Origin of the sequence: Amycolatopsis sp., assembly GCF_035276945.1 — a bacterium.
Taxonomy (GTDB): domain Bacteria; phylum Actinomycetota; class Actinomycetes; order Mycobacteriales; family Pseudonocardiaceae; genus Amycolatopsis_E.
Genome location: NZ_DATELF010000116.1, coordinates 56,308 through 78,113 on the forward strand (window position 1 = coordinate 56,308; position 21,806 = coordinate 78,113).

Annotated in this window: 19 protein-coding genes; 6 read left to right on the forward strand and 13 right to left on the reverse strand. The window is 68.9% G+C overall.

Going from position 1 to position 21,806, the window contains the following annotated elements; all coding sequences use genetic code 11:
* Positions 1-73: 73 nt before the first annotated feature.
* The 5 genes from VJT49_RS21280 to VJT49_RS21300 are packed head-to-tail and all read right to left on the reverse strand — an operon-like array spanning position 74 to position 7,189.
* Positions 74-3,022: a glycoside hydrolase family 2 TIM barrel-domain containing protein gene (locus tag VJT49_RS21280; protein ID WP_324166635.1), complete on the reverse strand. Its 2,949-nt coding sequence runs from the start codon at positions 3,020-3,022 to the stop codon at positions 74-76.
* 4 nt (positions 3,023-3,026) lie between these two features.
* Complete coding sequence (locus VJT49_RS21285; RefSeq protein ID WP_324166636.1) at positions 3,027-3,854, reverse strand: carbohydrate ABC transporter permease; 828 nt, start codon at positions 3,852-3,854, stop codon at positions 3,027-3,029.
* Positions 3,855-3,864: 10 nt separating this feature from the next.
* Positions 3,865-4,839, reverse strand: coding sequence for a sugar ABC transporter permease (locus tag VJT49_RS21290; RefSeq protein ID WP_324166637.1), 975 nt, complete (start codon positions 4,837-4,839; stop codon positions 3,865-3,867).
* 1 nt (position 4,840) lies between these two features.
* On the reverse strand, positions 4,841-6,130 hold the full coding sequence (locus VJT49_RS21295; protein WP_324166638.1) for an extracellular solute-binding protein: 1,290 nt from the start codon (positions 6,128-6,130) through the stop codon (positions 4,841-4,843).
* Between the two features lie 9 nt (positions 6,131-6,139).
* Positions 6,140-7,189, reverse strand: coding sequence for a PfkB family carbohydrate kinase (locus VJT49_RS21300; RefSeq protein WP_324166640.1), 1,050 nt, complete (start codon positions 7,187-7,189; stop codon positions 6,140-6,142).
* A 123-nt stretch (positions 7,190-7,312) separates the two neighbouring features.
* Here VJT49_RS21300 and VJT49_RS21305 point away from each other — a divergent pair, with 123 nt between their 5' ends.
* The 5 genes from VJT49_RS21305 to VJT49_RS21325 are packed head-to-tail and all read left to right on the forward strand — an operon-like array spanning position 7,313 to position 14,261.
* The gene (locus VJT49_RS21305) at positions 7,313-8,092 is read left to right on the forward strand and encodes a DeoR/GlpR family DNA-binding transcription regulator (RefSeq protein WP_324166641.1); all 780 of its coding nucleotides are present in this window, start codon (positions 7,313-7,315) and stop codon (positions 8,090-8,092) included.
* Positions 8,089-9,432 carry a 6-phospho-beta-glucosidase gene (locus VJT49_RS21310; protein WP_324166642.1) on the forward strand — a complete coding sequence of 448 codons (1,344 nt, stop codon included), beginning with the start codon at positions 8,089-8,091 and terminating at the stop codon, positions 9,430-9,432. Before VJT49_RS21305 ends, VJT49_RS21310 begins: the two co-directional genes overlap by 4 nt.
* A 28-nt stretch (positions 9,433-9,460) precedes the next feature.
* Positions 9,461-12,562 carry an alpha-mannosidase gene (locus VJT49_RS21315; RefSeq protein WP_324166643.1) on the forward strand — a complete coding sequence of 1,034 codons (3,102 nt, stop codon included), beginning with the start codon at positions 9,461-9,463 and terminating at the stop codon, positions 12,560-12,562.
* Positions 12,563-12,571: 9 nt separating this feature from the next.
* Positions 12,572-13,879 carry an alpha-L-fucosidase gene (locus tag VJT49_RS21320; protein WP_324166644.1) on the forward strand — a complete coding sequence of 436 codons (1,308 nt, stop codon included), beginning with the start codon at positions 12,572-12,574 and terminating at the stop codon, positions 13,877-13,879.
* A gap of 46 nt (positions 13,880-13,925) precedes the next feature.
* On the forward strand, positions 13,926-14,261 hold the full coding sequence (locus VJT49_RS21325) for a hypothetical protein (protein ID WP_324166645.1): 336 nt from the start codon (positions 13,926-13,928) through the stop codon (positions 14,259-14,261).
* Here the strand turns inward: VJT49_RS21325 and VJT49_RS35370 are convergent.
* Positions 14,200-14,532 (reverse strand): aldehyde dehydrogenase family protein, encoded by a 333-nt coding sequence (locus VJT49_RS35370; RefSeq protein WP_414636051.1) that lies wholly within the window; start codon positions 14,530-14,532, stop codon positions 14,200-14,202. The genes VJT49_RS21325 and VJT49_RS35370 overlap by 62 nt on opposite strands.
* Before the next feature lie 116 nt (positions 14,533-14,648).
* On the opposite strand from VJT49_RS35370, the gene dxs reads away from it, so the two are divergent.
* The gene (gene dxs, locus VJT49_RS21335; protein WP_324166646.1) at positions 14,649-16,559 is read left to right on the forward strand and encodes a 1-deoxy-D-xylulose-5-phosphate synthase; all 1,911 of its coding nucleotides are present in this window, start codon (positions 14,649-14,651) and stop codon (positions 16,557-16,559) included.
* On the opposite strand, the gene VJT49_RS21340 is transcribed toward dxs, so the two are convergent.
* From VJT49_RS21340 to VJT49_RS21370, 7 genes are all read right to left on the reverse strand, one after another.
* Entirely contained in the window at positions 16,550-17,635 is a 1,086-nt protein-coding gene (locus tag VJT49_RS21340) for an amidase family protein (protein ID WP_324166647.1), read from the reverse strand. The two genes, dxs and VJT49_RS21340, sit on opposite strands and share 10 nt — an antisense overlap.
* Positions 17,632-18,306, reverse strand: a complete 675-nt coding sequence (locus tag VJT49_RS21345) for a TetR/AcrR family transcriptional regulator (RefSeq protein ID WP_324166648.1) — start codon at positions 18,304-18,306, stop codon at positions 17,632-17,634. The genes VJT49_RS21340 and VJT49_RS21345 overlap by 4 nt, the downstream gene beginning before the upstream one ends.
* A 337-nt stretch (positions 18,307-18,643) precedes the next feature.
* On the reverse strand, positions 18,644-18,946 hold the full coding sequence (locus VJT49_RS21350; protein WP_324166649.1) for a helix-turn-helix transcriptional regulator: 303 nt from the start codon (positions 18,944-18,946) through the stop codon (positions 18,644-18,646).
* On the reverse strand, positions 18,946-20,256 hold the full coding sequence (locus VJT49_RS21355) for an FAD/NAD(P)-binding oxidoreductase (protein ID WP_324166650.1): 1,311 nt from the start codon (positions 20,254-20,256) through the stop codon (positions 18,946-18,948). Before VJT49_RS21355 ends, VJT49_RS21350 begins: the two co-directional genes overlap by 1 nt.
* On the reverse strand, positions 20,249-20,479 hold the full coding sequence (locus VJT49_RS21360; protein ID WP_324166651.1) for a ferredoxin: 231 nt from the start codon (positions 20,477-20,479) through the stop codon (positions 20,249-20,251). The genes VJT49_RS21355 and VJT49_RS21360 overlap by 8 nt, the downstream gene beginning before the upstream one ends.
* Positions 20,476-21,066 (reverse strand): ferric reductase-like transmembrane domain-containing protein, encoded by a 591-nt coding sequence (locus VJT49_RS21365; RefSeq protein ID WP_324166652.1) that lies wholly within the window; start codon positions 21,064-21,066, stop codon positions 20,476-20,478. The genes VJT49_RS21360 and VJT49_RS21365 overlap by 4 nt, the downstream gene beginning before the upstream one ends.
* 10 nt (positions 21,067-21,076) lie before the next feature.
* Entirely contained in the window at positions 21,077-21,760 is a 684-nt protein-coding gene (locus tag VJT49_RS21370) for a DUF4142 domain-containing protein (protein WP_324166653.1), read from the reverse strand.
* Positions 21,761-21,806: the final 46 nt, after the last annotated feature.

The following is a 21,806-nucleotide window of genomic DNA, read 5'->3' on the forward strand; positions in this document are numbered from 1 at the left end:
CCCCGGATGACGACTGAGGGCAAGCCCCCAGACCCCCCTTTCGCGGTCACGAAGCGGGACGTGTGACGCTCGTTCAGCCCGGGGAAACCGGGCGGATCGTCAGGCCGAAAGAGACGGGTTCCGGATTGAGCCGGTGCTGGGGCAGTACGCCGGGGCCACACGCGCCGGTGCCGACCCCGTTCTGGCCGTAGTCCAGGTTGAGGTGGATCCGGTCTCCCGGCACAAGGTCGGTCGTGTGCTGGGCCGCGTCGAGATCCTCGCTGGTCCAGCGCCGAGCGGTGAACTCGATCGTCGGCTCACCGGAAAAGCTCAGGCCCGCACCGGAGGAGTCGGTGACGCTCGCCCACCGGACTTCGGCCCGACTGCCGTTTTCCTGCGGGAAAACGTAGGGCGTGGAAAACCGGTCCACATCGGTGCTGAACCTGCCGACCCGGGCTGCCCGCCTGCTGTCGGCGTACGCTTCACCCGGGCCGAGTCCGAACCAGGTGATTTGGTCCAGACCATGCGGCACCGCCATCCGCAGCCCCAACCGTGGCAACGGGCAGGGCCAGGTTCCCTCCGGGACCACTTCGACCAGTAGCCGCAACCCGTCGCCTTCGGAGGTCCACCGGTAGGTCGTGGCGAAGCCGAGATCGGTCGCGGCGGGGGCGACCCGGGTGCGCACGACGAGGTCGTTCCCGGCGATGTTCACATCGTCGACGCGGTGGGTCATCCGGTGCAGGCCGATTTCGCGCCAAAGGGTCGCCAGTGAGCGGGTGTCCCCGAACCAGGCCTCGCCGAGGTCGTTGTCGGTGGAAGCACGCCACACGTCCAGCCGAGGGCCGGCGACGGCCACCGGGCCCACCTCCCGGAGGGTGCCGAGCGGGTCGAAGGTGTGTTCCCCCAGGGAAAACCCCGTTGCGGAGCGCGTCACCGGACGTGGTTCGCCTTGCGCCGGTACCGATACTCGCCGTGTCTTGTGGGGGTCCGACCCCCAGACCCCGCCCGGGGGCAAGCCCCCAGACGCGCTTACGAGCATCTGCCCCCAGGCGACCTCGTGGCCTGCCGGCGCCCATGCGGTATCGGCCGCGAGCACCGCCCGGACCGTCAGCCACGTCTCGCCGGGGCCCGGAGACGGCGTCGCTTCGCGCAGCAGATCGATCACCTTCACCTCGACGGTCTCACCGGCCTGGATCGTGGGCACGCCGAGCCGGCCGGAGGCGAGGAGGGTTCCGTCGTGTTCGACCAGCCAGCGGAAGTCGAGGTGCGAGGTGTCGGTGAAGTCGTACCGGTTGCCGATCACGAGATGCCCCGCGGCCGCGTCCCCGTCGATCCGGACGGGCGCGATCACCTTGGCGAACTCGGTCAGGCCCGGCGAGGGCGCACGGTCGGGGAAAACCAGGCCGTCGATGACGAAGTGGCTGTCGTGCAGTTCCTCGCCGAAGTCGCCGCCGTAGGCGAAATACTCGGCCCCCTCGGCGGTGTGCCGGCGAATGCCGTGGTCGAGCCACTCCCAGACAAAGCCGCCCTGGCATCGCGGGTACTTCTCGAACAGCTCCTGGTACTCGGTGAGGCCGCCAGGCCCGTTGCCCATGGCATGCGCGTATTCGCAGAGGATGAACGGCATGCCGCGCCGGTGGGCGTCCTGGCCGGGATCCTCCAGCGGCGGCTCGGCCCGCCTGCCGATCGCTGCCACCTCGTCGTGCGAGGCGTACATCATGCTGAACACGTCGACATACCGGCACGCGCGATCGCCCTCGTAGTGGATGGGCCTGCCCGGGTCCCGCTCGCGGGCCCAGTCCGCCATTTCGGCGAGGTTGCCTCCCGTGCCGCTCTCGTTTCCCAGGGACCACATGATGACACTCGGGTGGTTCTTGTCCCGCTCCACCATCCGCCGCATCCGGTCGAGCAGCGCGTCCCTCCACTGTGGATCATCGCTGGGATTGCGGCGCCAGTCCACCTCACCGAACCCGTGCGTCTCCAGGTCGCACTCGTCGACCACCCACAGGCCCAGCTCGTCGCACAGCTCGAGGAAGGCGGGGTGCGGCGGATAGTGGCTGGTGCGGACCGCGTTGACGTTGTGCCGCTTCATCGACTCCAGGTCCGTGCGCATCGCCTCGGCCGGGACCGCCCGGCCGAAGTCCGGGTGGAACTCGTGCCGGTTCACCCCGCGCAGCAGGATCCGGCGGCCGTTCACCGTCAGCTGACCGTCCACAATGGCCACTGACCGGAAGCCGGCACGCAGCCGCACCCGTTCGCCGGGCGTGGCCAGCACGGCGTCGTACAGGCGGGGCGCTTCCGCGCTCCACGGTTCGACAGCGGCAGTGTATTCGCGCTCGGCGGGTCCGTCGATGCCGAGTTCGGGTACCGACAGCCACGCGTCGAAACTGGAATCGACGCGCAGGGTGCCTTGGCCGGTGGCGTGGTCGTAGCCCGCGTGCACGAAGAAATCCCGGATCCCGCCGGTCGGCCGGGAGATCAGCGTTACGTCCCGGAAGATTCCCGGCAGCCACCACATGTCCTGGTCCTCGAGGTAACTTCCGGACGACCATTGGTGCACCCGCACGGCCAGCAGGTTCCGCCCCGGCTGGAGCACGCCGCCCACCTCGAACTCGGTGGGCAGCCTGCTTCCCTTGCCGTGCCCCAGTTCGTGGCCGTTCAGCCAGACCTTGAAGCAGGAATCCACCCCGTCGAACCGCAGCAGGGCGTCTCCGCCGGGCCAGCCGTCGGGCAGCACGAACTCCAGCCGGTGGTCGCCGGTCGGGTTCTCCGTGGGCACGTGCGGCGGATCGACCGGGAAGGGGAACCGGTCGTTGGTGTAGATCGGCTTTCCGTGCCCGTGCATGGGCCAGCACGAGGGCACGGGCAGTTCCGCCCACGACGCGTCGTCGAACCCGGGCGCTTCGAAAACGTCCGAGGCGTCGGCCCGCGGGAGCAGGCGGAATCGCCATATGCCGTTCAACGACAGAGACGGAGCGTCCGAGCCGAATGCGGCGCGCGGGGAGCAACGCCGGGAGCCTGGTTCGAAACTCGTGTAGTACATGCGTTCACCCTCGCACGGCGCCCTTGACGGCATCAGCTATGAAGTTGCGGGCGACCAGCACGAACATGATCACCAACGGCGCCACCGCCAGCAAGGCAGCGGCCATGATCATGCTGTAGTCCTGGTTGTAGGAGCGGTTCAACTGGGACAGCGCGACCTGCAACGTCAACTGGTCCGGGTTGACCAGCACGATCAACGGCCAGACGTAGTCGTTCCACGCCGCGATGAACGTGTAGATGCCGAGAAACGCCAGACCGGGCCGGATGGTCGGCAGCGCGACATGCCAGTACTGGCGGAAGAAGCCGCAGCCGTCCAGGCGGGCGGCGTCGAGCAGGTCGTCCGGTACCGCCCCGGTGATGTACTGGCGCATCCAGAAGATCCCGAACGCGTTCGCCGCCGCCGGCACGATCAGCGCCTGCAACTGCCCGGCCCAGCCCAGCTTCACCATGGTGATGAACTGCGGGATCAGGGAGAGCTGCGCGGGCAGCATGAAGATCCCGATCAGCAGGGCGAACAGGATGCGCTTGCCGGGAAAGTCGAACTTGGCGAAGGTGAACGCGGCGAGCGAGTCGAAGAAGAGCACCAGCACTGTCGTGGAGACCGCGACGACGATCGTGTTGCCCATCGCGGCGAAGAAGTGGATCTTTTCGAAGACGTGGGACAGGTTGGTCGCCAGTTCCCCGCCGATGGTCAGCTTCGGGGGATACCGGTAGATGTCGCTGGTGGTGTTCGTCGCCATCACGATCATCCAGTAGAACGGGAACACCGAGATGGCCACGCCGACGAGCAGGACCAGGTGCGGCCCCAGTCCCCGGAACCGGTTGGCTCGCATGAGCTTCCTCTCAGGTTTCGCGCCGCTGGACCAGCCGCCAGTTGATGGCGGCGAACACCATGACCACGAGGAAGACCGCCCAGGCAATCGCGGCACCGTAGCCGAAGTCGTGGTTGTCGAAGGCTTGGTGGTAGAAGTAGAGGACCATGGTCAGGGCGCCGTGACCCGCCCCGCCGGTGTTCGCGGTCAGCGTCCCGTTGTTGCCGAACAACACCTGGGGCTCGGTGAAGGTCTGCATCCCGGTGATGGTCGAGACGACGACGGTGAACAGGATGATCGGCCGCAGCAGGGGAATGGTGATGCGGACGAACGTCTGGATCGGGCCCGCGCCGTCGACCTTCGCGGCTTCGTACACTTCGGACGGAATCGCCTGCAGCCCGGCGAGGTAGATGATCGTGTTGTAGCCGGTCCACTGCCAGGTCGTCACCGTGGCGACCACGATCTTCATGCCCAGCGGGTTGGTCAGCCAGTGCACCGCCGGCAGGTGCACCGCCTGGAGAACCACGTTGACGAGGCCGAAGTTCGTGCTGAACACCGCGCCGAAGAAGATCGCCATCGCGACCAGCGAGGTGATGTTCGGGATGAAGTAGGCGATCCGGTAGAACGCGGTGAACCGCACGGTCGAGTTCAGCATCGCCGCGATCGCCAGCGCCACGAACAGCATCGGGACGGTCGAGAGGAACCAGATGATGAACGTGTTGCGGAGGGCGAGCCAGAACGTGCCGTCGCCGAGCAGGTACTGGAAATTCTTGAGCCCGACGAACTGCATTTCGCCCAGCCCGTCCCAGCGGTGGAACGCCAGGTACAGCGAGAACAGTGCCGGAAACAGCCCGAACACGCTGAACAGCAGGTAGAACGGGGAGATCGCCAGGTACTGCGGCCAATGCGAGCGGACCCGGCGAAACCCGGTGGCGCGGCCTGGTCCGGCCGCGCCCGTCTGCATCGAAGGCGTGGGCACCGGGCGGGCCGGGCGGAGCACGGCCACGTCAGCTCACCCCGAGCCGCTGCCCGATTTTCTTGGCCTCGGTGATGGCGTCGGCCCACGCCGCGTCGGGGTCCTTCCCGTTCGACTCGACATTGGTCAGCTCGTTCTGGTACGGCGCGGAGACGGCCTGGTCGTTGGGGCTTTCGTACTGGACGGGGATCTTCTGGGCGGCCTGGCCGAGGACCTGGATCGTGACCTGCCCACCGAAGAAGGGGTCGGGCGCGGTCAGTGCGGGCATCGCGTAAGTGGCCGGGGTGGACGGGAACAGCGCCGAGTCGGTGAATCCCCGGGCCTGGTTCTCGGGGCTGAGAATCCACGAGATGATCTCGAAAGCCACGTCCGGCTTGCTGCACTCCTTCGTGATCGCGAGGAACGAGCCGCCGATGTTCCCCGAGCCGCCGGGGCTCAGCGCCACACCCCAGTTGCCCGACGTGTTCTTCGCACCCGACTGGATGTCGGCCGCGCCCCACGCCGCGCCGGTCTGGCTGGGCAGGCTGCCGTTGGCCAGGCCCGCGTTCCAGTCCGTGCTGCCGGACTGGACTTTCGCGTCGAGGCCGAGCCTGATGGCTTTGATCGCGTAGTTCCACGCAGTGTGGATGTGGTCCTGGTCGCCGATGAAGTGTTCGTTCTCGTCGATGTAGCGCGCCGGGGCGGCCGAGACCGCCACGTTGTAGACCGACCAGGCTTCACTGACCATGTGCGCGGTAGGTACGGCCTTCTTCAGTTCGACGCCGGCCGCGAAGTAGTCGTCCCAGGTGGACATCTGGGCGCCGACCTTGTCCGGGTCCGTGGGCAGCCCGGCCTTGGCGAAGATGTCCCTGCGGTAGAAGTGCGCCGTCGGGCCGATGTCGATGGGGAACCCGATGAGCTTGCCGTCCTTGGTCATGCCTTTCTTCCACTTCCACGACAGGTACTGGCCGGCTAGCTTGTCGGCGCCGTGGTCGAGCAGGTTGACGAACCGGTCGGCCTGGGGGGTGAACGAGGCGAAGTCCTCGCCCTTGATCCCGGTGATGCCGGGCACGAAAGCGCCGCTGGCCATCGTGGTGGTCAGCTTCTGCCTGAAGTCGCCGCCGATCTGCTGCGGTTTGAGCGACACGGAGGTGAAGCGCTTGACCGCGTCGTCGACCACCTTCTCGCTCAGCCCGTCCTGCCAGTACCAGAAATCGATGCTGTTCGTGCCGCCGCCGGACCCGCCGGAGGTCGAGGTCGAGCAGGCGGCCGTGCCGCCGATCATCGCGCCCACCGTGCCGAGCATGCCCAGGTGAATCGCTCGCCGACGAGACAGTTCCATGGTTTTTTCCTACCCTTCAACACGGTCTTCGAAGTGGTGCGCGGGGACGACGCGATCGAGGAAGGCATAGTCACGGCGCAGATCGTGGTGGTCCGGCCGGGTCCGGACTTCGCGCCACCAGCGCGCGACGCCTGGCCAGCCGGGGGCGGCCAGCGCGCCCCCGAGCTGCCGCACCGACAACGCGGCGGCGAGATTGGCGAAGCGCACCCGTTCCGCGAGCGGCCAGCCGGCCAGCGTGGCGGCGACCAGGCTCGCGCCGAACACGTCACCCGCGCCGGTGGAGTCGACGACCTCCATGGGCAGCCCGGGGACCAGCGCGGTTTCGGCGGTCGTGGCGTCCGTCGCGATCGCGCCCTCGGCACCGCAGGTGATGACCGCGAGGGGGACCAGGTCGCCGAGCTTCGCCAGGGCGGCGTCCGGGCTGTCGGTGCGGGTGTAGCTCATGGCCTCGTGCGCGTTCGGCATGAACGCGTGGCACAGGGCGACCTGCTCCAGGATCGCCGGCGCCCACTTCTCCGACGGATCCCAGCCGACGTCGGCGAAGATCAGGCTGCCCGCGGCGCCCGCCGTGTCCAGCCAGGCCGCGGGTTCGGGCTGGATGTGCACGACGGCGGCGCGGCTGGCCGGCGGCCGGCCGATGAGCTGGTCGCCGGACAGCGGTGGTTCGCCGCCATGCGTGACGAGGGCGCGGTCGCCGCCGTAGGCCAGTGACACGGTCACCGGTGTCGGCCAGTCCGGGAAGCACCGGGATCGGCTGAGATCCACACCTTCGATGTCGCTCAGCACGTGCCGGCAGTAGTCGCCGGGGAAGTCGGTGCCGAAGGCGGCGGCCAGGGATGTGCGCAGGTCGAACCGGCTCAGCGCGACCGCGAAGTTCGCGATGCCCCCTGGGCTCGTGGCCATGCCGCGGGTCCACACCTCGGTGCCCGGTGTGGGCGGGCGCTCGAGGCCGGTGAACACGACGTCGAGGAACAGCAGCCCGGACAGAAAGACGTCGATCGCCGGCTGTGCGGTGCTCGGGTCCACCTGCTGGTGCGCTGCGACTTCCTGCTTTGCCACGTGCCGCCCTTCCGTCCACCCGGAGCAAGGTTGCGCAAAATCGTGCGCCTTCGCGTCAGATTTGGCAATAGTCGATCGCAAGTGTGCATAGCTTTGATCGATTCTGACTGATACTGTCGCTTCATGTTTCCCGAGCGACGCCGAGAGTTGATCCTCCGGACACTGCGGACGGACGGTGCCGCGCCGGTGCGTGTCCTCGCCGAGCGGCTGGGCGTCAGCGCGGCGACCATCCGCCGCGATCTGGTCCAGCTCGACAAGGAGGGCAGGCTGTCGCGGGTCCACGGAGGTGCGGTGGCCGCGGCCGACACCGACGATCCGTTCGCCGAGGTCGCGCTGGTGCGGGTGGAGGAGAAGGACGCCATCGCGCACCAGTGCGCGGAGCTGATCAAGGATGGCGAAGCCGTCCTGCTCGACATCGGCACCACCGCACATCGGCTGGCGCGGAGGCTGCACGGCCGTTCGCTCACCGTGATCACCAGCAACCTCGCGGTCTACGAGGAGCTGAAGGACGATCGTGACGTCCAGATCGTGCTGCTCGGCGGCATCCTGCGGCGCAGCTACAACTCGCTCGTCGGCTTCCTGACCGAGGACAACCTGCGGCAGGTGCACGCCGACCGGTTGTTCCTCGGCACCAGCGGAGTACGGCCGGACGGCGCGGTCATGGACACCACCACGGTCGAGGTTCCGCTCAAGCGCGCCATGATCGCCGCGTCCGACCAGGTCGTGCTGGTCGCCGACGCCGACAAGTTCCCCGGCCGGGGGATCGCCCGGGTCTGCGGCCCGGAAGACGTCGACGTGGTGGTGACCAACGCGCCCGCCGATTCGGCGACCTCGGCTGCCCTCCGTGAGGCGAAGGTCGAGGTCATCGCGGTCGCGCGCGAACCCGCGAGGGAGCAGGTATGAGGCTGACGATTCTGGGCGGCGGCGGTTTTCGTGTGCCGCTGGTGCACCAGGCCCTGCTGGTCGACCGCGAGCCCGGCCGGGTGACCGACCTGGTGCTTTACGACCTCGATCCCGCCCGGCTTGCCGCGATCGGAAACGTGCTGGTCCGGCAGGAAGCGGGCGTGGCCGACCCGCCCAAGATCACCATCACCACCGACCTCGGCGAGGCACTGCTGGGTGCCGACTTCGTCTTTTCGGCGATCCGCGTCGGCGGGCTCGAAGGCCGCGTCACCGACGAGCAAGTGGCGCTGGAGGCGGGGGTGCTGGGACAGGAAACGGTCGGCGCCGGCGGCATCGCCTACGGCCTGCGCACCGTGCCCGTGGCACTCGACATCGCGCGGCGGGTAGCCGAACTCGCGCCCGAGGCGTGGCTCATCAACTTCACCAACCCGGCGGGCATGGTGACCGAGGCGATGTCGCCCTACCTTGGGGACCGTGTGATCGGCATCTGCGACTCTCCCGTGGGGCTCGGCCGCCGGGTCGCCCGGGCCCTGGGCGTGGACCCGGAGGCCGCGTGGTTCGACTACGCGGGCCTCAACCACCTCGGCTGGCTTCGTGGCGTGCGGGTGGGCGGGTCCGACCATCTCCCGCGCCTGCTGGACGACCCCGAGGCACTGGTCTCGTTCGAGGAGGGCAAGCTGTTCGGCGCGGACTGGCTGCGCACGCTCGGGGCCATTCCGAACGAGTACCTGTACTACTACTACTTCACCCGGGAGGCGGTCGCCGCCGCCAGGGACGCGCCGAAGAGCCGTGGGGCGGTGTTGACCGAACAGCAGCGGCGTTTCTACCGGGCGGCGTGGCGGGAACCGGAATCCGCGCTGGACGCGTGGGAGTCGGCGCGGATCGAGCGGGAAGCCACGTACGGCGCGGAAAGCCGTGAGGCGGCGGGCGCCGGCAGCAGGGACCCGTACGATCTCACCTCGGGCGGTTACGAAAAGGTGGCACTCGCCCTCATGCGGGCGATCGCCCACAACGAGCGGACTACCCTGATCCTCAATGTCCGCAACCACACCACACTGTCCATTCTGGACTCCGACGCGGTGGTCGAAGTCCCGTGCGTGGTCGACGCCGCCGGCCCCCGTCCGGTCGTGATCGAGCAACTGCCGGACTACGCGCAGGCGCTCGTCTGCGGGGTGAAGGCCGTCGAGCGGGCGGTGATCGAAGCCGCGACCCACGGCTCACGCACCGCCGCCGTCAAGGCCCTGGCCATCCATCCGCTCATCGACTCGGTCACCGTCGCCCGCCGGATCCTCGACGGTTACCTGGCCAAGATTCCCCAGCTGGCCTATCTCCGGCCATGATCGGCGGCAGTTCAAGGAGGTAGTTGCGATGCACGACGATCGGCGACTGGTCGAGGGCCGGCTCCGGCGCGCGCTGAGCCAGCGCATCCGGCCCGCACAATATGCCGCGTCGGTACCGCTCGAGGTCGAGGTCTGGCACGTGCCGGGCGAGCCGGTGCCGGTGACGGCCGCGCTCGCCGCCGAGTACCGGCCGTTCGAACCGGGCATGCCGTGGGGACCACCGTGGTCGACCAGCTGGTTCCGGCTGACCGGCACCGTGCCGGCGGGCTGGGCGGGCGGCCGGGCGGAGGCCGTGATCGATCTCGGATTCGTCGGGGACTGGCCCGGCAACCAGGCCGAGGCGCTGGTCTACGACCTCGCGGGGGAGCCGGTCAAGGGCATCGCACCGCGCAACTGCTACGTCCCGGTCGCGCGTCCCTGCCGGGGTGGTGAGCCGGTCGGGCTGCTGATGGAGGCGGCGGCCAATCCCGACATCCTGGCCGGTGGCTTCGTGCCGACCCCGTTGGGGGACCGGGCCACCGCGGGGAACGCGCCGTTGTACCGGCTGGCGCGGGCCGATCTCGCGCTCCTCGACGAGGAAGTCTGGCACCTCGGCCTCGACATGGAGGTGCTCAGCGAGTTGATGGCCGAACTGGATCTCGGAGATCCGCGGCGGCACGAGATCCTGCGAGCGCTGGAACGCGCGCTCGACGTGCTCGATGTCCACGACGTGTCGGGCACCGCGGCGGCCTCGCGGGCCGAACTCGCCGAGACCCTGTCGAAGCCCGCGCACGCCAGCGCGCACACGATCTCCGCGGTCGGGCACGCGCATATCGACAGCGCCTGGCTGTGGCCGGTCCGGGAGACCATCCGCAAGACGTCGAGGACGTTCGCGAACGTCACCGCGCTGGCCGCCGAGTACCCCGAATTCGTCTTCGCGTGTTCCCAGGCGCAGCAGTACGTCTGGGTGAAACAGCGGTACCCGGCGATCTTCCAGCGCATCGCCGAGGCGATCAAGGCGGGCCAGTGGATCCCCGTCGGCGGCATGTGGGTCGAGCCCGACGCGAACCTGCCGGGCGGCGAGGCGCTGGCACGCCAACTGATCCATGGGTCCCGGCTGTTCCTCGACGAGTTCGGTGTGGCCTGTGAAGGCGTTTGGCTCCCGGACTCTTTCGGTTACACCGCCGCGTTCCCGCAACTCGCGCGGCTCGCCGGGATGCGCTGGCTGCTGACGCAGAAGCTGTCGTGGAACCAGACGAACAAGCTGCCGCATCACACGTTCTGGTGGGAGGGCATCGACGGCACCCGGGTCTTCACCCATTTCCCGCCCGTCGACACCTACAACGCTACTTTTTCGGGCGAGGAACTCGCACACGCGGTCCGCAACTACGCGGAGAAGGGCCGCGGCACCCGATCACTCGCCCCGTTCGGACACGGCGACGGCGGCGGTGGCCCGACCAGGGAGATGCTCGAGAAGGCACGAAGGCTTCGCGACCTCGAAGGATCCCCGAAGGTGGTCATCGAGCCGCCGGACGAGTTCTTCCGTGCGGCCGAGGCGGAGTACTCCGACGCTCCGGTCTGGTCCGGCGAGCTGTACCTGGAACTGCATCGCGCCACCTACACCACGCAGTCCCGGACCAAGGCGGGCAACCGGCGCAGCGAGCATCTGCTGCGGGAGGCCGAGCTGTGGGCGGCCACCGCGAATGTCCATAGTGGATTCACCTATCCGTACGAGGAACTGGACCGGCTGTGGAAGGTCGTGCTGCTGCACCAGTTCCACGACATCCTGCCCGGAAGCTCCATCGCGTGGGTGCACAAGGAGGCGGAAGCCGCCTATGTGGCGGTGAAGGCCGCGCTGGAAGGAATCATCGCGGACGCGATGGCCGCCGTCGGCGCCCCCTTTCCGTGGGTCTTCAACGCGGGTCCGCGCTCGCGTGCCGAAGTTCTCACCGTCGATCCCGGCGTGGACCTCAGGGGCGCCCAGCCGCTGAGCAACGGGCAGGTGGCCGTCCATGCCACGGTGCCTGCCCTGGGTGCCGCGCCGGTCGGGCAGGTCCACGACTTCGCGCCGGTCAACGTGAACGATCGAGTGCTCGACAACGGCCTTGTCCGCGTAACGCTCGATGACGACGGCCTTTTCACGTCGGTGCTCGATCTGGAGTCGGGCCGGGAGGTGCTGCCGCCCGGTCGCCGTGGCAACGTCCTGCAACTGCACCCGGACCTGCCGAACGAGTGGGATGCCTGGGACATCGACCAGCACTACCGGCGATGCCACGTCGACCTGACCGCCGCCGAGTCGATCGCCACCGTCGAGAAAGGCCCGCTGGCCGGCGAGATCAGGGTCGTCCGCTTGTTCGGCGCGTCCCGCCTCACCCAGACCATCCGCCTGTGTGCGGGCAGCCGCCGCATCGACGTGGTGACCGAGATCGACTGGCACGAGTCGGAGAAGATCCTCAAGGCGGCCTTCCCGATCGACGTGCACGCGGACCGGTCCGCCGCCGAGATCCAGTTCGGGCACGTGTTCCGGCCGACCCACGCCAACACCAGCTGGGACGCGGCCCGGTTCGAGATCTACGCCCACCGGTGGATCCACGTCGCCGAGGCCGGCTACGGCGTGGCCGTGCTCAACGACTCCACCTACGGACACGACGTCACGCGTGCCACCCGCGACGACGGCGGCACGACGACCACGGTGCGGCTGAGTCTGGTGCGGGCTCCGCACAGCCCCGACCCGCACGCCGACCAGGGAACGCACCGGATGACGTATTCTCTGCTGCCCGCCGCGTCCATCGCGGACGCGGTCGCGGAGGGGTACGCGCTCAACCTGCCGTTGCGGGTGGCCGTGCCGCCGAACGGTTCGGGTGAGGGGGAAGCACCACCGCCGGCGCTGGTGACCGTGGACAACCCGGCCGTGGTCGTCGAGGCGGTCAAACTGGCCGACGACCGGTCCGGCGACGTGGTGGTCCGGCTGTACGAATCGCTCGGCGGCCGGGCCACCGCGACCGTGCGCGCGGGTTTTCCCCTTGCCGCGGCGGCAATCATCGATCTGCTCGAACGCCCGGATTCCCTCCTCACCCTGGCCGCGGACGGCTCCTGCACGATCCGGTTACGTCCGTTCCAGATCCTCACTCTCCGCCTCACCCGCGCCTAGGAGATGACCATGGCGGATCGCACTGACTGGTTCACCAACGCCAGGTTCGGGCTGTTCGTGCACTGGGGCCTGTACTCGCTGGCCGCCCGGCACGAATGGGTGCAGCAGCGCGAGCGGCTCACCGATGCCGAATACCGGCGCTATTTCGAAAACTTCCGCGCCGACCGGTTCGACCCCGGTCAGTGGGCACGGGACGCGAAGGCGGCGGGCATGCGCTACGCGGTGCTGACCACGAAGCACCACGAGGGATTCTGCCTGTGGGACTCCGATCTCACGGACTTCAAGGCGACCAACACGCCCGCCGGCCGGGATCTCGTCGCGGAGTTCGTCGAGGCGTTCCGCGCCGAGGGGCTTCGCGTCGGTTTCTACCATTCCCTGATCGACTGGCACCACCCCGACTTCACCATCGACGGCTGGCATCCCCGTTGGGACGGTAGCGCCGATCTCGTGGAACTGAACGCCGGGCGCGACCTGGACCGCTATGTGGACTACCTGCACGGCCAGGTAGGGGAACTGCTCACGGCACATCAGCCCGACCTGCTCTGGCTGGATTTCTCCTACGCCGACGACCACCGGGTGCCGGTGGGCAAGGGCCGGGAGGACTGGCGGGCGGACGACCTCGTCGAGATGGTTCGTAAGCTGAGCCCTCACACCTTGCTCAACGACCGGCTCGATCTGCCCGGCAGCGAGGACTTCGCGACCGCGGAAGAGGCGTCACCGCACGCCCAGCCCTCGGCCGACGGGCGGCCGGTGCCCTGGGAGGCGTGCCGCACGCTCAACGGTTCGTGGGGCTACGCGCCGGGTTTCCAGGAGTGGCTCGACCCGGGCCAGGTCGTCCGGATCCTCGTCGACTGCGTCTCGAAGGGAGGGAACCTGCTGCTCAACATCGGCCCCGACGGCCGGGGCAAGTTCGAACCACGAGCCAGGCAAATGCTCGACGCCATCGGATCATGGACCACCTCGCACGCCGACTCGATCTATGGCGCGGGCCCGGTGCCGGACGTCGTCCCGCCACCGGACTGCCGCCTCACCCGGTCCGGAAACCGCCTGTTCGTGCACGTCTTCGGCTGGCAGTCGGGCACCCTCGCCTGCGCGGGACTCGGGAGCCGGACGCGCTATGCGTCGATGCTCCACGACGGGTCCGAAGTGCGGTTCAGCGTCGTGGACGAGGACGGCGACCTTCCGCACCTGCGTGACGCGGGACCGCCCGGGGCACTCGTCCTGCACCTGCCCGCCCGCCGGCCCGACGTGCCCGTCCCGGTGATCGAACTCACCCTCGACCTGGGCGATCGGCCGGTCGGCGACACAACCGCGTAGTTTTGCTCAGGTGCGACCGCTGTGCGGCTTGCCACACTGAGGAGCGATGAGCCAATTCGGTCAGCGAAACCCGAAGCGCCCAGGAGTGGCGTTCGCGGGCTTCATGGTGCCGTTCGTGCTGCTGGTCTTGGTCGTGCTCGCCTACACAGCGAATTTTTTCGCGGACATCGGCTGGCACGGAGGCGAGTACGCCGACGCGTTCCTGGGCGTCGTGATCGGCGCCATGGTGGTCGGGGCCGTGCTCAAGCTTCTCCCGCCGCGGTTGCCATGGACGTCGTTCGGCACCGGCCTGCTCCTGGCCGGCACGCTCGGTGTCGTGATCATCGCCGTGCTCTGTGCGGTGATCTCCATCGCCTTGTCGCATACGAACCTGCCGTTCTAGCAGGGTGCCGGTCAGGCCCAGCGCGGCGCTTTCCGCCGGTGCGGAGCACGGCACCTTCCGCAAGCGCGGTCTCGACGTGTTTCTCCACCTTTTCCAGACGTGCGGCGGAAATCAGCGGACCGGTCTCGGCCTGGAGATCGAACGGTGTCGACCACGCGGCCCACGTCGTTGCCGGCCGGCCTGCCGAAACAGCGCAGGACTTCCGTGTTCCCTCGTCGACGTCGGCGACCAGCGAACCGTCGGCGGGGCAGCGAATCCCCGGAGCTAACATACCAGCAGTACGGATGGTGAGTTGGCCGGTGCGGGCGGAGGTCGTGACGGTCGCGCGAAAACCTGCCACCCTCTCCTAGACTGAGCGGACGGCCCGATCGAGCGGTGAGGTGAGATGTGACTTTGCTGGAGTCAGTGCACGGACCGGCCGACCTCAAGCGTATGGGGCACAGTCAGCTTCAGCTGCTGGCGGGGGAGATCCGCGACTTCCTGATCGACAGGGTGCGCCGCTCCGGGGGGCACCTCGGCCCCAACCTCGGTGTGGTCGAGCTGACCATCGCGCTGCACCGGGTCTTCGACTCGCCACGGGACGCCATCGTCTTCGACGTGGGGCACCAGAGCTACGTGCACAAGATCGTCACCGGCCGGCACGCCGGATTCGACCGCCTCCGCCAGACCGGCGGGGTGGCCGGGTACCCGATCCGCGGCGAGAGCGAACACGACCTGGTCGAGAACAGCCACGCTTCCACCGCTCTGTCCTATGTGGATGGACTTTCGAAGGCGTTCGAGCTGGCCGGCGGCGGGCGGCACGCGGTGGCCGTGGTCGGTGACGGCGCGCTCACCGGCGGCATGTGCTGGGAAGCCCTCAACAACATCGCCGCCGAGCCGGGCCGCCCGGTGGTGATCGTGGTCAACGACAACGGCCGCTCCTACTCACCGACCATCGGCGGTTTCGCCGAGCATCTGGCTTCACTGCGCCTGCAGCCGGGATACGAGCGGATGCTCGACGGCGGGCGCGAACTGCTGTTGCACACGCCGGTCGTGGGCAAGCCGATCTATGCCGCGTTGCATGCCGCGAAGGCGGGCATCAAGGACGCGCTCAGCCCGCAGATGATGTTCTCCGACCTCGGCCTGAAGTACCTCGGCCCGGTCGACGGGCACGACCTGCTCGCGCTGGAGAAGGCGCTGCAGGTGGCCAAGGCGTTCGGCGGGCCGGTCATCGTGCACGCGGTGACCGAGAAGGGCCACGGCTACCCGCCCGCGGTCAACGATGGCCACGACCAGATGCACCAGACCGACCCCATCGATCCCGAGACCGGGCTGCCCAAGCCCAAGGGCCTGTCGTGGACCTCGGTGTTCGGGGACGAACTGGCCGCGATCGGCGAGGAGCGGCCCGACGTGGTCGCGATCACCGCGGCCATGCTGCGGTCCACCGGGCTGGCGAAGTTCGCCGACGCCCACCCCGACCGCTGGTTCGACGTGGGCATCGCCGAACAGCACGCGCTGACCTCGGCGGCGGGCCTGGCCATGGGTGGTCTGCACCCGGTGGTCGCGGTGTACTCGACGTTCCTCAACCGGGCCTTCGACCAGCTGCTGATGGACGTCGCGCTGCACCGGCAGCCGGTCACGGTGGTGCTGGACCGGGCCGGGGTCACCGGTCCGGACGGGCCGAGCCACCACGGCATGTGGGACCTTTCCCTGCTCGGCATGGTGCCCGGCATCCGGGTCGCCGCCCCGCGAGATGCCCGCACCCTCCGTGAGGAGTTGCGCGAGGCGGTGGCGATCTCGGACGGCCCGAGTGCGCTGCGGTTCTCGAAGGGGAGCGTGCCGGAGGAGATCCCGGCGGTGCTGCGGACGGGCGTGATCGACGTGATGCGCCAGCCGGTCACCGCCCCGGACGTGCTGCTGGTCGCGGTCGGCGCGTTCGCCTCGCTCGGCCTGTCCGCCGCGGAACGTCTGGCGAAACAGGGCATCGGGGTGACCGTGGTGGATCCGCGGTGGGTGCTGCCGGTGCCGGCCGAACTGGTCAAGCTCGCCGGTGAGCACCGGCTGGTGGTCACGGTCGAGGACAGCGGGCGGCACGGCGGATTCGGTTCCGCGCTCGCGGCCGTGCTCCGGGACGCCGGGTGCGACGTGCCGTTGCGGGATCTCGCGGTGCCGCAACGCTTTCACGACCACGGCACGCGCGAGGAGGTCCTCGCCCGGGTCGGGCTCACCGCGCAGGACGTGGCCAGGAAGGTCACCGAGTGGGCGGCCGACATCCTCGGCGACGCGCAGCGCGAGACGGCGGACACGCCTCAGGAGTAAAGCCGCCAGCCTCGGCCGGGGCGGGTGGCCGCGAGCTGCCCGAGGCCGGCGGCGGAGATCGTCCAGCGCTCGCCGGCCCGCGACTCCGATGAAGGGGGCGGGGGGCTTGCCCTCAGCGGGGTGGAGCCCTCGCAAAGCCCCGCGGAGCGCGCGCCGAGGTGGGTCAGCTCGGCGCGCAGGCCCGGATCGGCGACCAGGTCGATTCCCGTGGGATACGGCGTGGCCGCCTGCTCACCGGTGAGCCGCGCGGCGATGTCGATGGCCACCTGGTCTTCGAAACCGCGGGTGACGATGCTCACCGTGAGCGGGTTCTCGTCCTTCCTTCCGGCGGGCACCCCCACGGCGGCCAGGTCGAACAGGTTGACGAAGCCGGTGTCGCTCGTCGGCAGCAGCAGGGCGTCGAAGCGCTTCAGAGACGCGGCGAACGACATTCTGGCGCGGTCGAGGCGCTCGAGTTCCGCGACGAACCGGTGTGCGGAGACCTCGCCGGCGGCCGGCGCGTCCGCGAACAGCCGGGCGGTCTCGAGGAAGGGCGTGACTTCGACGCATTCCACGGTCGCGTCGAACCCGCGCAGCCGCCCGACCGCCGCGTGGAAGGCGTACTTGGCTTCCGTGGCCAACGGTGCGAGTTCGGAGTCGTCCGGGATCGCGATCTTCGGCCGGTCCGGGGCGGCCAGGCGGACCGACGGCGGCCACGGCCTGCTCCGGGGATCGCGGGGGTCCGGGCCGGTCATCACGGCCAGGGCGCGCTGCCCGAGCTCGAGTGTCGGGGCGAACACGGTCATGCGGTCGTAGGGCCGGGTGGGCGGCACTATTCCGGTGACCGGCACGAGACCCGGCGTCGGCTTGAGCCCGACAATGCCGCGAAGCCCGGTGGGAACGGTGGCGCCGGTGGCCACGGCGAAGTCGGCGATACCGGAGGCGACCGCGACGGCCGAACCCGGGCCGGCGAGTTCCCGCTCGCCCAGGAACAACGCCCCGGCGTCCAGGAGCCGCCGAAGGGCGGGCGCACCGACTTCGATGGTGTCGTCGACCGCGAAGACGAGCCCGGCCAAGGGCGCGGCGGCAGCCGTCATCGGGTCAGGCCCCGGAGCATGATGTCCAGGCCGAAGGCGAAGCGCTCCCGGGCGGTTTCGGCGGTGATGAGTTCGCCCGCGCCGAGGGTGTTCGGCCAGTCTTCGGAATTGGCCTCGAGATACGCCCGCGTCTGGGCACCGCGTTTCGCGATTTCCGCCTGATCGAGTTCGCCGGAAGACCAGACGCCGGCCTCGTAGGCGAAGGCCTTCGTGTAGAGGGTGAGCGCGTCGGCGGCGTAAGCGGCACGGCGAGTGGACAGGCCACCGGCGCGCAGCAGCGCCAGCAGGGTTTCGCCCTGGCGCAGCACGTTCGGCCCCACCGGGATCATGGTCGCCCAGGTGACCCTGGCGATGCCGGGATGGGCCAGCATAATGGCGAGTTGGTCGCTCAGCAGCCGCTTGACCTGGGCACGCCAGCGCCTGGCATCCGGTTTGGGCGGCTCGACGGCTCCGAGCGCGCGGTCGTACATCAGATCGTGCAGTTCGCTCTTGTTCGCCACGTGCGCGTAGAGCGAGGCCGGACCGGTACCGAGTTCGTGTGCGACCCGGCGCATGGTGACCGCGTCGATGCCTTCCCCGACGAGGATGTCCAGCGCGGTGCGCACGATGAGGTCGGCGGACAGCCTCGGCCTGGCCGGCTCGGTGCTGCGCCAAGGGACGGGGAGGTTCACGAGCGGCAGTCTACTTGACACGAACGCCGTTTCCGTTCTGGAACAGCGGTCGTGTTACGAACAGTGTTCGCGCCTGGAATCGTTTGCTGGCTTGGGTTCGTGGCGTGCTCGATGGCCCGGACCGGGTCGCCGAGAGGCTGCGGAAAACGCTGCGGGACACCGGGCTGGAGCTGGTTGAAAGTCGCTTTTGGACCGAAGAACGGCCCCCGGACACGGTTTCGGGCCGACCGGATCGAAACGCACCCTCGACGTCGATCCGGCCGGCCCGTTGGACCCGGAACAGTTTCTCCTCACGCACTCCGCCGGACTGGGGCGTCTTCACGTCCCAGTCCGGCGATCACTCCACGACCGCGATGTCCCCGTCGTCGAAGTGGATGGTCTGGCGGAGCCGGCCGCCGAGGGCGAGCGCGTAGTGCGCCAGGGCATCCCGTCCCGCGATCGTACCGCGTTCGATCTCGTGGACGTGGCTCTGGGAAACGCCCATCTTCTCGGCAAGGTGGTGCTGGGTCAGGCCACGGCCGCGCCGGATCTCGGCCAGCCGATGGCCCCGCACCGTGTTGAGCAGATCCTCCTCCGATCCGGGTTCCCCGTTCTGGGCCGGGATACCGGTTTCCGTGCTCGAAGTGCTCGCTCCGCGCATCAGACCGCCTCACGCAGCAGCGACTCGGGCAGCGGCATGGACAGCCAGTCCTCCTCCACCTTCAGCGGGTCGGTGCCCTCGAACGGGTCGGGCAGCGTGTCGACCGGAGCCAGCGCCGGGGCCGGGACCGGGACCGGGGCCGTGTCCGGCACGGGAAGGCGGCGTTCCAGCTCGGCCATCCACGGCAGCATCTGACGCGGCCGGTTCCAGCCGGCGATACCGACCAGCTTGCCGGCCCGCAGGAACCCGGTGATGTTGTCGCTCAACTCCACTGTGTCGTCGCCGAGGGCGGGCAATCCGGCCGTCATCAGGCGTACGTCGTAAATGGTCGACCAGGCCCTCGGCAGCGGGCAGAACGGTTTCGCCGCCTGCCTTCCCGCCATCAGGTTCTCCGCCGCCGCGCGCCCGGAATCCACCGCGTTCATCCAGTGCTCGACGCGCCGTGGCTTGTCGTCGAACCGGAGGTTGGGCCATTTCGCGATGTCACCGGCCACCACGACGTCGTCGGCACCTTCGGCGAACAGATAGGCGTCGCACAGCACGCCGTCGTCGATGTTCAGACCGGAACCGCGCAGCCAGTCGACCGACGGCACGCTGCCGATGGCGAGCACCACGCAGCTGGCGACCACCAGCTGGTTGTTGGTCAGGTGCAGGCCGAAGGCCTCCTTGGAGCTGATCCAGTGCCGCACCTCGGAGTTCATCGCGAGGTTGACCCGGTGCTCCTTCTGGATCTTGGTGACCTCCTCGGCGACGATCGGCCCGAACCGGTACAGCGGCGCCTTGGCGTGCCCGACCAGCGTCACGTCGCGGCCCAGATAGCGCATACTGGCGGCGAACTCGCAGCCGATCAGCCCGCTGCCGATGACCACCGCGGGCTTGGTGCTGGTCGTCAGCGCGCGGCGCAGCGCGATGGAATCCTCGACCGTCCGCAGCACGCGGACCCGCGGGTCGTGCCGGGGTGCGCCCCGCAGGTGCCGGGGATACACGCCGGTGGCGCAGATCAGGCCGTCGTACCAGAGTTCCTCGCCGCCGGGCAGGTAGATCGTCCGCTGTTTGGTGTCCACGTGGGTGACCCGGGTGCCCAGTCGCCAGTGCGCGTCGATCTCGATGTACGGCTTGATGTAGGCGTCGATCGGCCGGATCGTGCCCGTCACCAGCTGCTTGGACACCATCGGCCGGTGGTAGGGGCGCCGCGCCTCGTCGCCGATGATGATCACTTCACCGTCGAAACCGGTCTCCCGCAAGCGTTCCGCGGCGCGCAGGCCGGCGACACCGGCGCCCACGATGACGATTCTGTCGCCGTCACTCATCAGAGAATCCCCTAATCACAATGGCTTGCATGGGACACATTCGGGCTGCCATCGCAGCCTCGTCGAAGTCCTCGGCGTCGAGTGTTCGCTTGTATTTGATACGGCCCTCGCGGTCCAGTTCGAACAGCGACGGCGCCTCCCACTCGCAGAATCCGTAGAGCTCGCAGCGGTCGTTGTCCACGCTGATCCGGGGACCTCCGCGCAGCGTCAGTCTTTTCCTCACACCTGCTCCTCGATCAGGCCGATCCGTTCCAGCGCCCGGGTGGGCAGGAAACGCAGCGCGGTCAGGGTCAGGACGGGCACGAGCAGAATGGTTCCGACCAGCCAGTCCAGGGCGAGGTTCCCGTTGGCGATCGCACCGAAGAACGAGTGGATCGCCGTGATCGGGACCGCCAGGTAGGCGATGCGGTGCAGGTACAGCCACCGCCGGTAGGAGGTGAAGCGGTAGAGGCCCGCGGTCAGCGCGATGGCCAGCATCAGCTCGAACCCGACCACCCCGAGCACGTGCCGGGCCAGTGCTCCGGACACGAAGTACGGGACGGTCAGGTACGCCAAGCTCAGGGCACCGCTGGACAGGAACAGGAAGGCCATCGCGTGTATCCCGCCGAAGGCGAGGGTGAGCGTGGCCATCACCATGTGCGAACCGCGAAGCGCTTTCCGGCCGGTGATGTTGCGCACCCAGTTGGTCGCGGTGAGCACTCCCCAGGTCAGCGTGAAACACATGAAGATGTAGGACAGCCGCGCCGAGTACTGGGCGACGGTGCGCAGGCCGGTGTCAGCCGACTGCGCGAGAACGATCGTCGACATCATGCCCCCTCCTTCACGGTTCCGGCTGAGGCTCGGCCAAAGCGACCCGGGCGGGGATGCGCTTCTTCCTGGGGGAACGGGCCATCCGGAGCACCATGATGGTGCCGAAGCCGAACACCACGAACAGCACGACCAGGGCGATCAGGGCACCGCCCCCGATGTTGAGCGACTGGGTCGCCGAGGTGGTGGCGGTGCTCGTCTGGGGATCGGGCAGTTTGCCGTAGTCCACCATTCCGGTGCTCTCCAGCAGGGAGATGTGCCGCAGCACGACCTGGTTCGCGGTGGCGGCGAACGCCCTGATGTCGTCGTTCTTCGTGCCCGCGCGGACCTGGCCGATGATGCCGAAGATCGTGCCGTGTGCCGCGCGCAGCCGGTTGGCGAAGATCTGCTGGAACTCGGCTCCGTTACGCGCGTTCACCATTTCGTTCAGCCAGCTCTGCTGGTCCTTGTTGGGCTGGTCGGGGAGCGTGACGCGGTACTTCGCCGCCAGGTCCCGGACCGCCACGTCGAGCCGGCCGTGGTCGACCATCAGCGCGCGCCCGACTTGCTTGACGTCGTCGCTGTCCGCGCGCGTCATGGCCATGGCGCCGGCCGGCATTTCCCACAGCCCGGCCTGGCGGACCCGGTTGAGCAGATCCTGGTCGCTGGCGCTCAGTACGGCCGCGTTCTGCGCCGCGGCATACGACGGTACGGCCATTTGGCCTAGCGTCATGAGAGTTACGAGGAGCAAGGTGCGCAGAACT

Coding starts and splice junctions, on each gene's coding strand:
- VJT49_RS21320 (WP_324166644.1), top strand. CDS start 12,572: ATGGCGGATCGCACTGACTGGTTCACCAACGCCAGGTTCGGGCTGTTC.
- VJT49_RS21355 (WP_324166650.1), bottom strand. CDS start 20,256: ATGAGTGACGGCGACAGAATCGTCATCGTGGGCGCCGGTGTCGCCGGC.
- VJT49_RS21285 (WP_324166636.1), bottom strand. CDS start 3,854: ATGCGAGCCAACCGGTTCCGGGGACTGGGGCCGCACCTGGTCCTGCTC.
- VJT49_RS35370 (WP_414636051.1), bottom strand. CDS start 14,532: ATGTTAGCTCCGGGGATTCGCTGCCCCGCCGACGGTTCGCTGGTCGCC.
- VJT49_RS21310 (WP_324166642.1), top strand. CDS start 8,089: ATGAGGCTGACGATTCTGGGCGGCGGCGGTTTTCGTGTGCCGCTGGTG.
- VJT49_RS21315 (WP_324166643.1), top strand. CDS start 9,461: ATGCACGACGATCGGCGACTGGTCGAGGGCCGGCTCCGGCGCGCGCTG.
- VJT49_RS21365 (WP_324166652.1), bottom strand. CDS start 21,066: ATGATGTCGACGATCGTTCTCGCGCAGTCGGCTGACACCGGCCTGCGC.
- VJT49_RS21295 (WP_324166638.1), bottom strand. CDS start 6,130: ATGGAACTGTCTCGTCGGCGAGCGATTCACCTGGGCATGCTCGGCACG.
- VJT49_RS21340 (WP_324166647.1), bottom strand. CDS start 17,635: ATGACGGCTGCCGCCGCGCCCTTGGCCGGGCTCGTCTTCGCGGTCGAC.
- VJT49_RS21370 (WP_324166653.1), bottom strand. CDS start 21,760: ATGGCCGTACCGTCGTATGCCGCGGCGCAGAACGCGGCCGTACTGAGC.
- VJT49_RS21325 (WP_324166645.1), top strand. CDS start 13,926: ATGAGCCAATTCGGTCAGCGAAACCCGAAGCGCCCAGGAGTGGCGTTC.
- VJT49_RS21305 (WP_324166641.1), top strand. CDS start 7,313: ATGTTTCCCGAGCGACGCCGAGAGTTGATCCTCCGGACACTGCGGACG.
- VJT49_RS21350 (WP_324166649.1), bottom strand. CDS start 18,946: ATGCGCGGAGCGAGCACTTCGAGCACGGAAACCGGTATCCCGGCCCAG.
- VJT49_RS21280 (WP_324166635.1), bottom strand. CDS start 3,022: ATGTACTACACGAGTTTCGAACCAGGCTCCCGGCGTTGCTCCCCGCGC.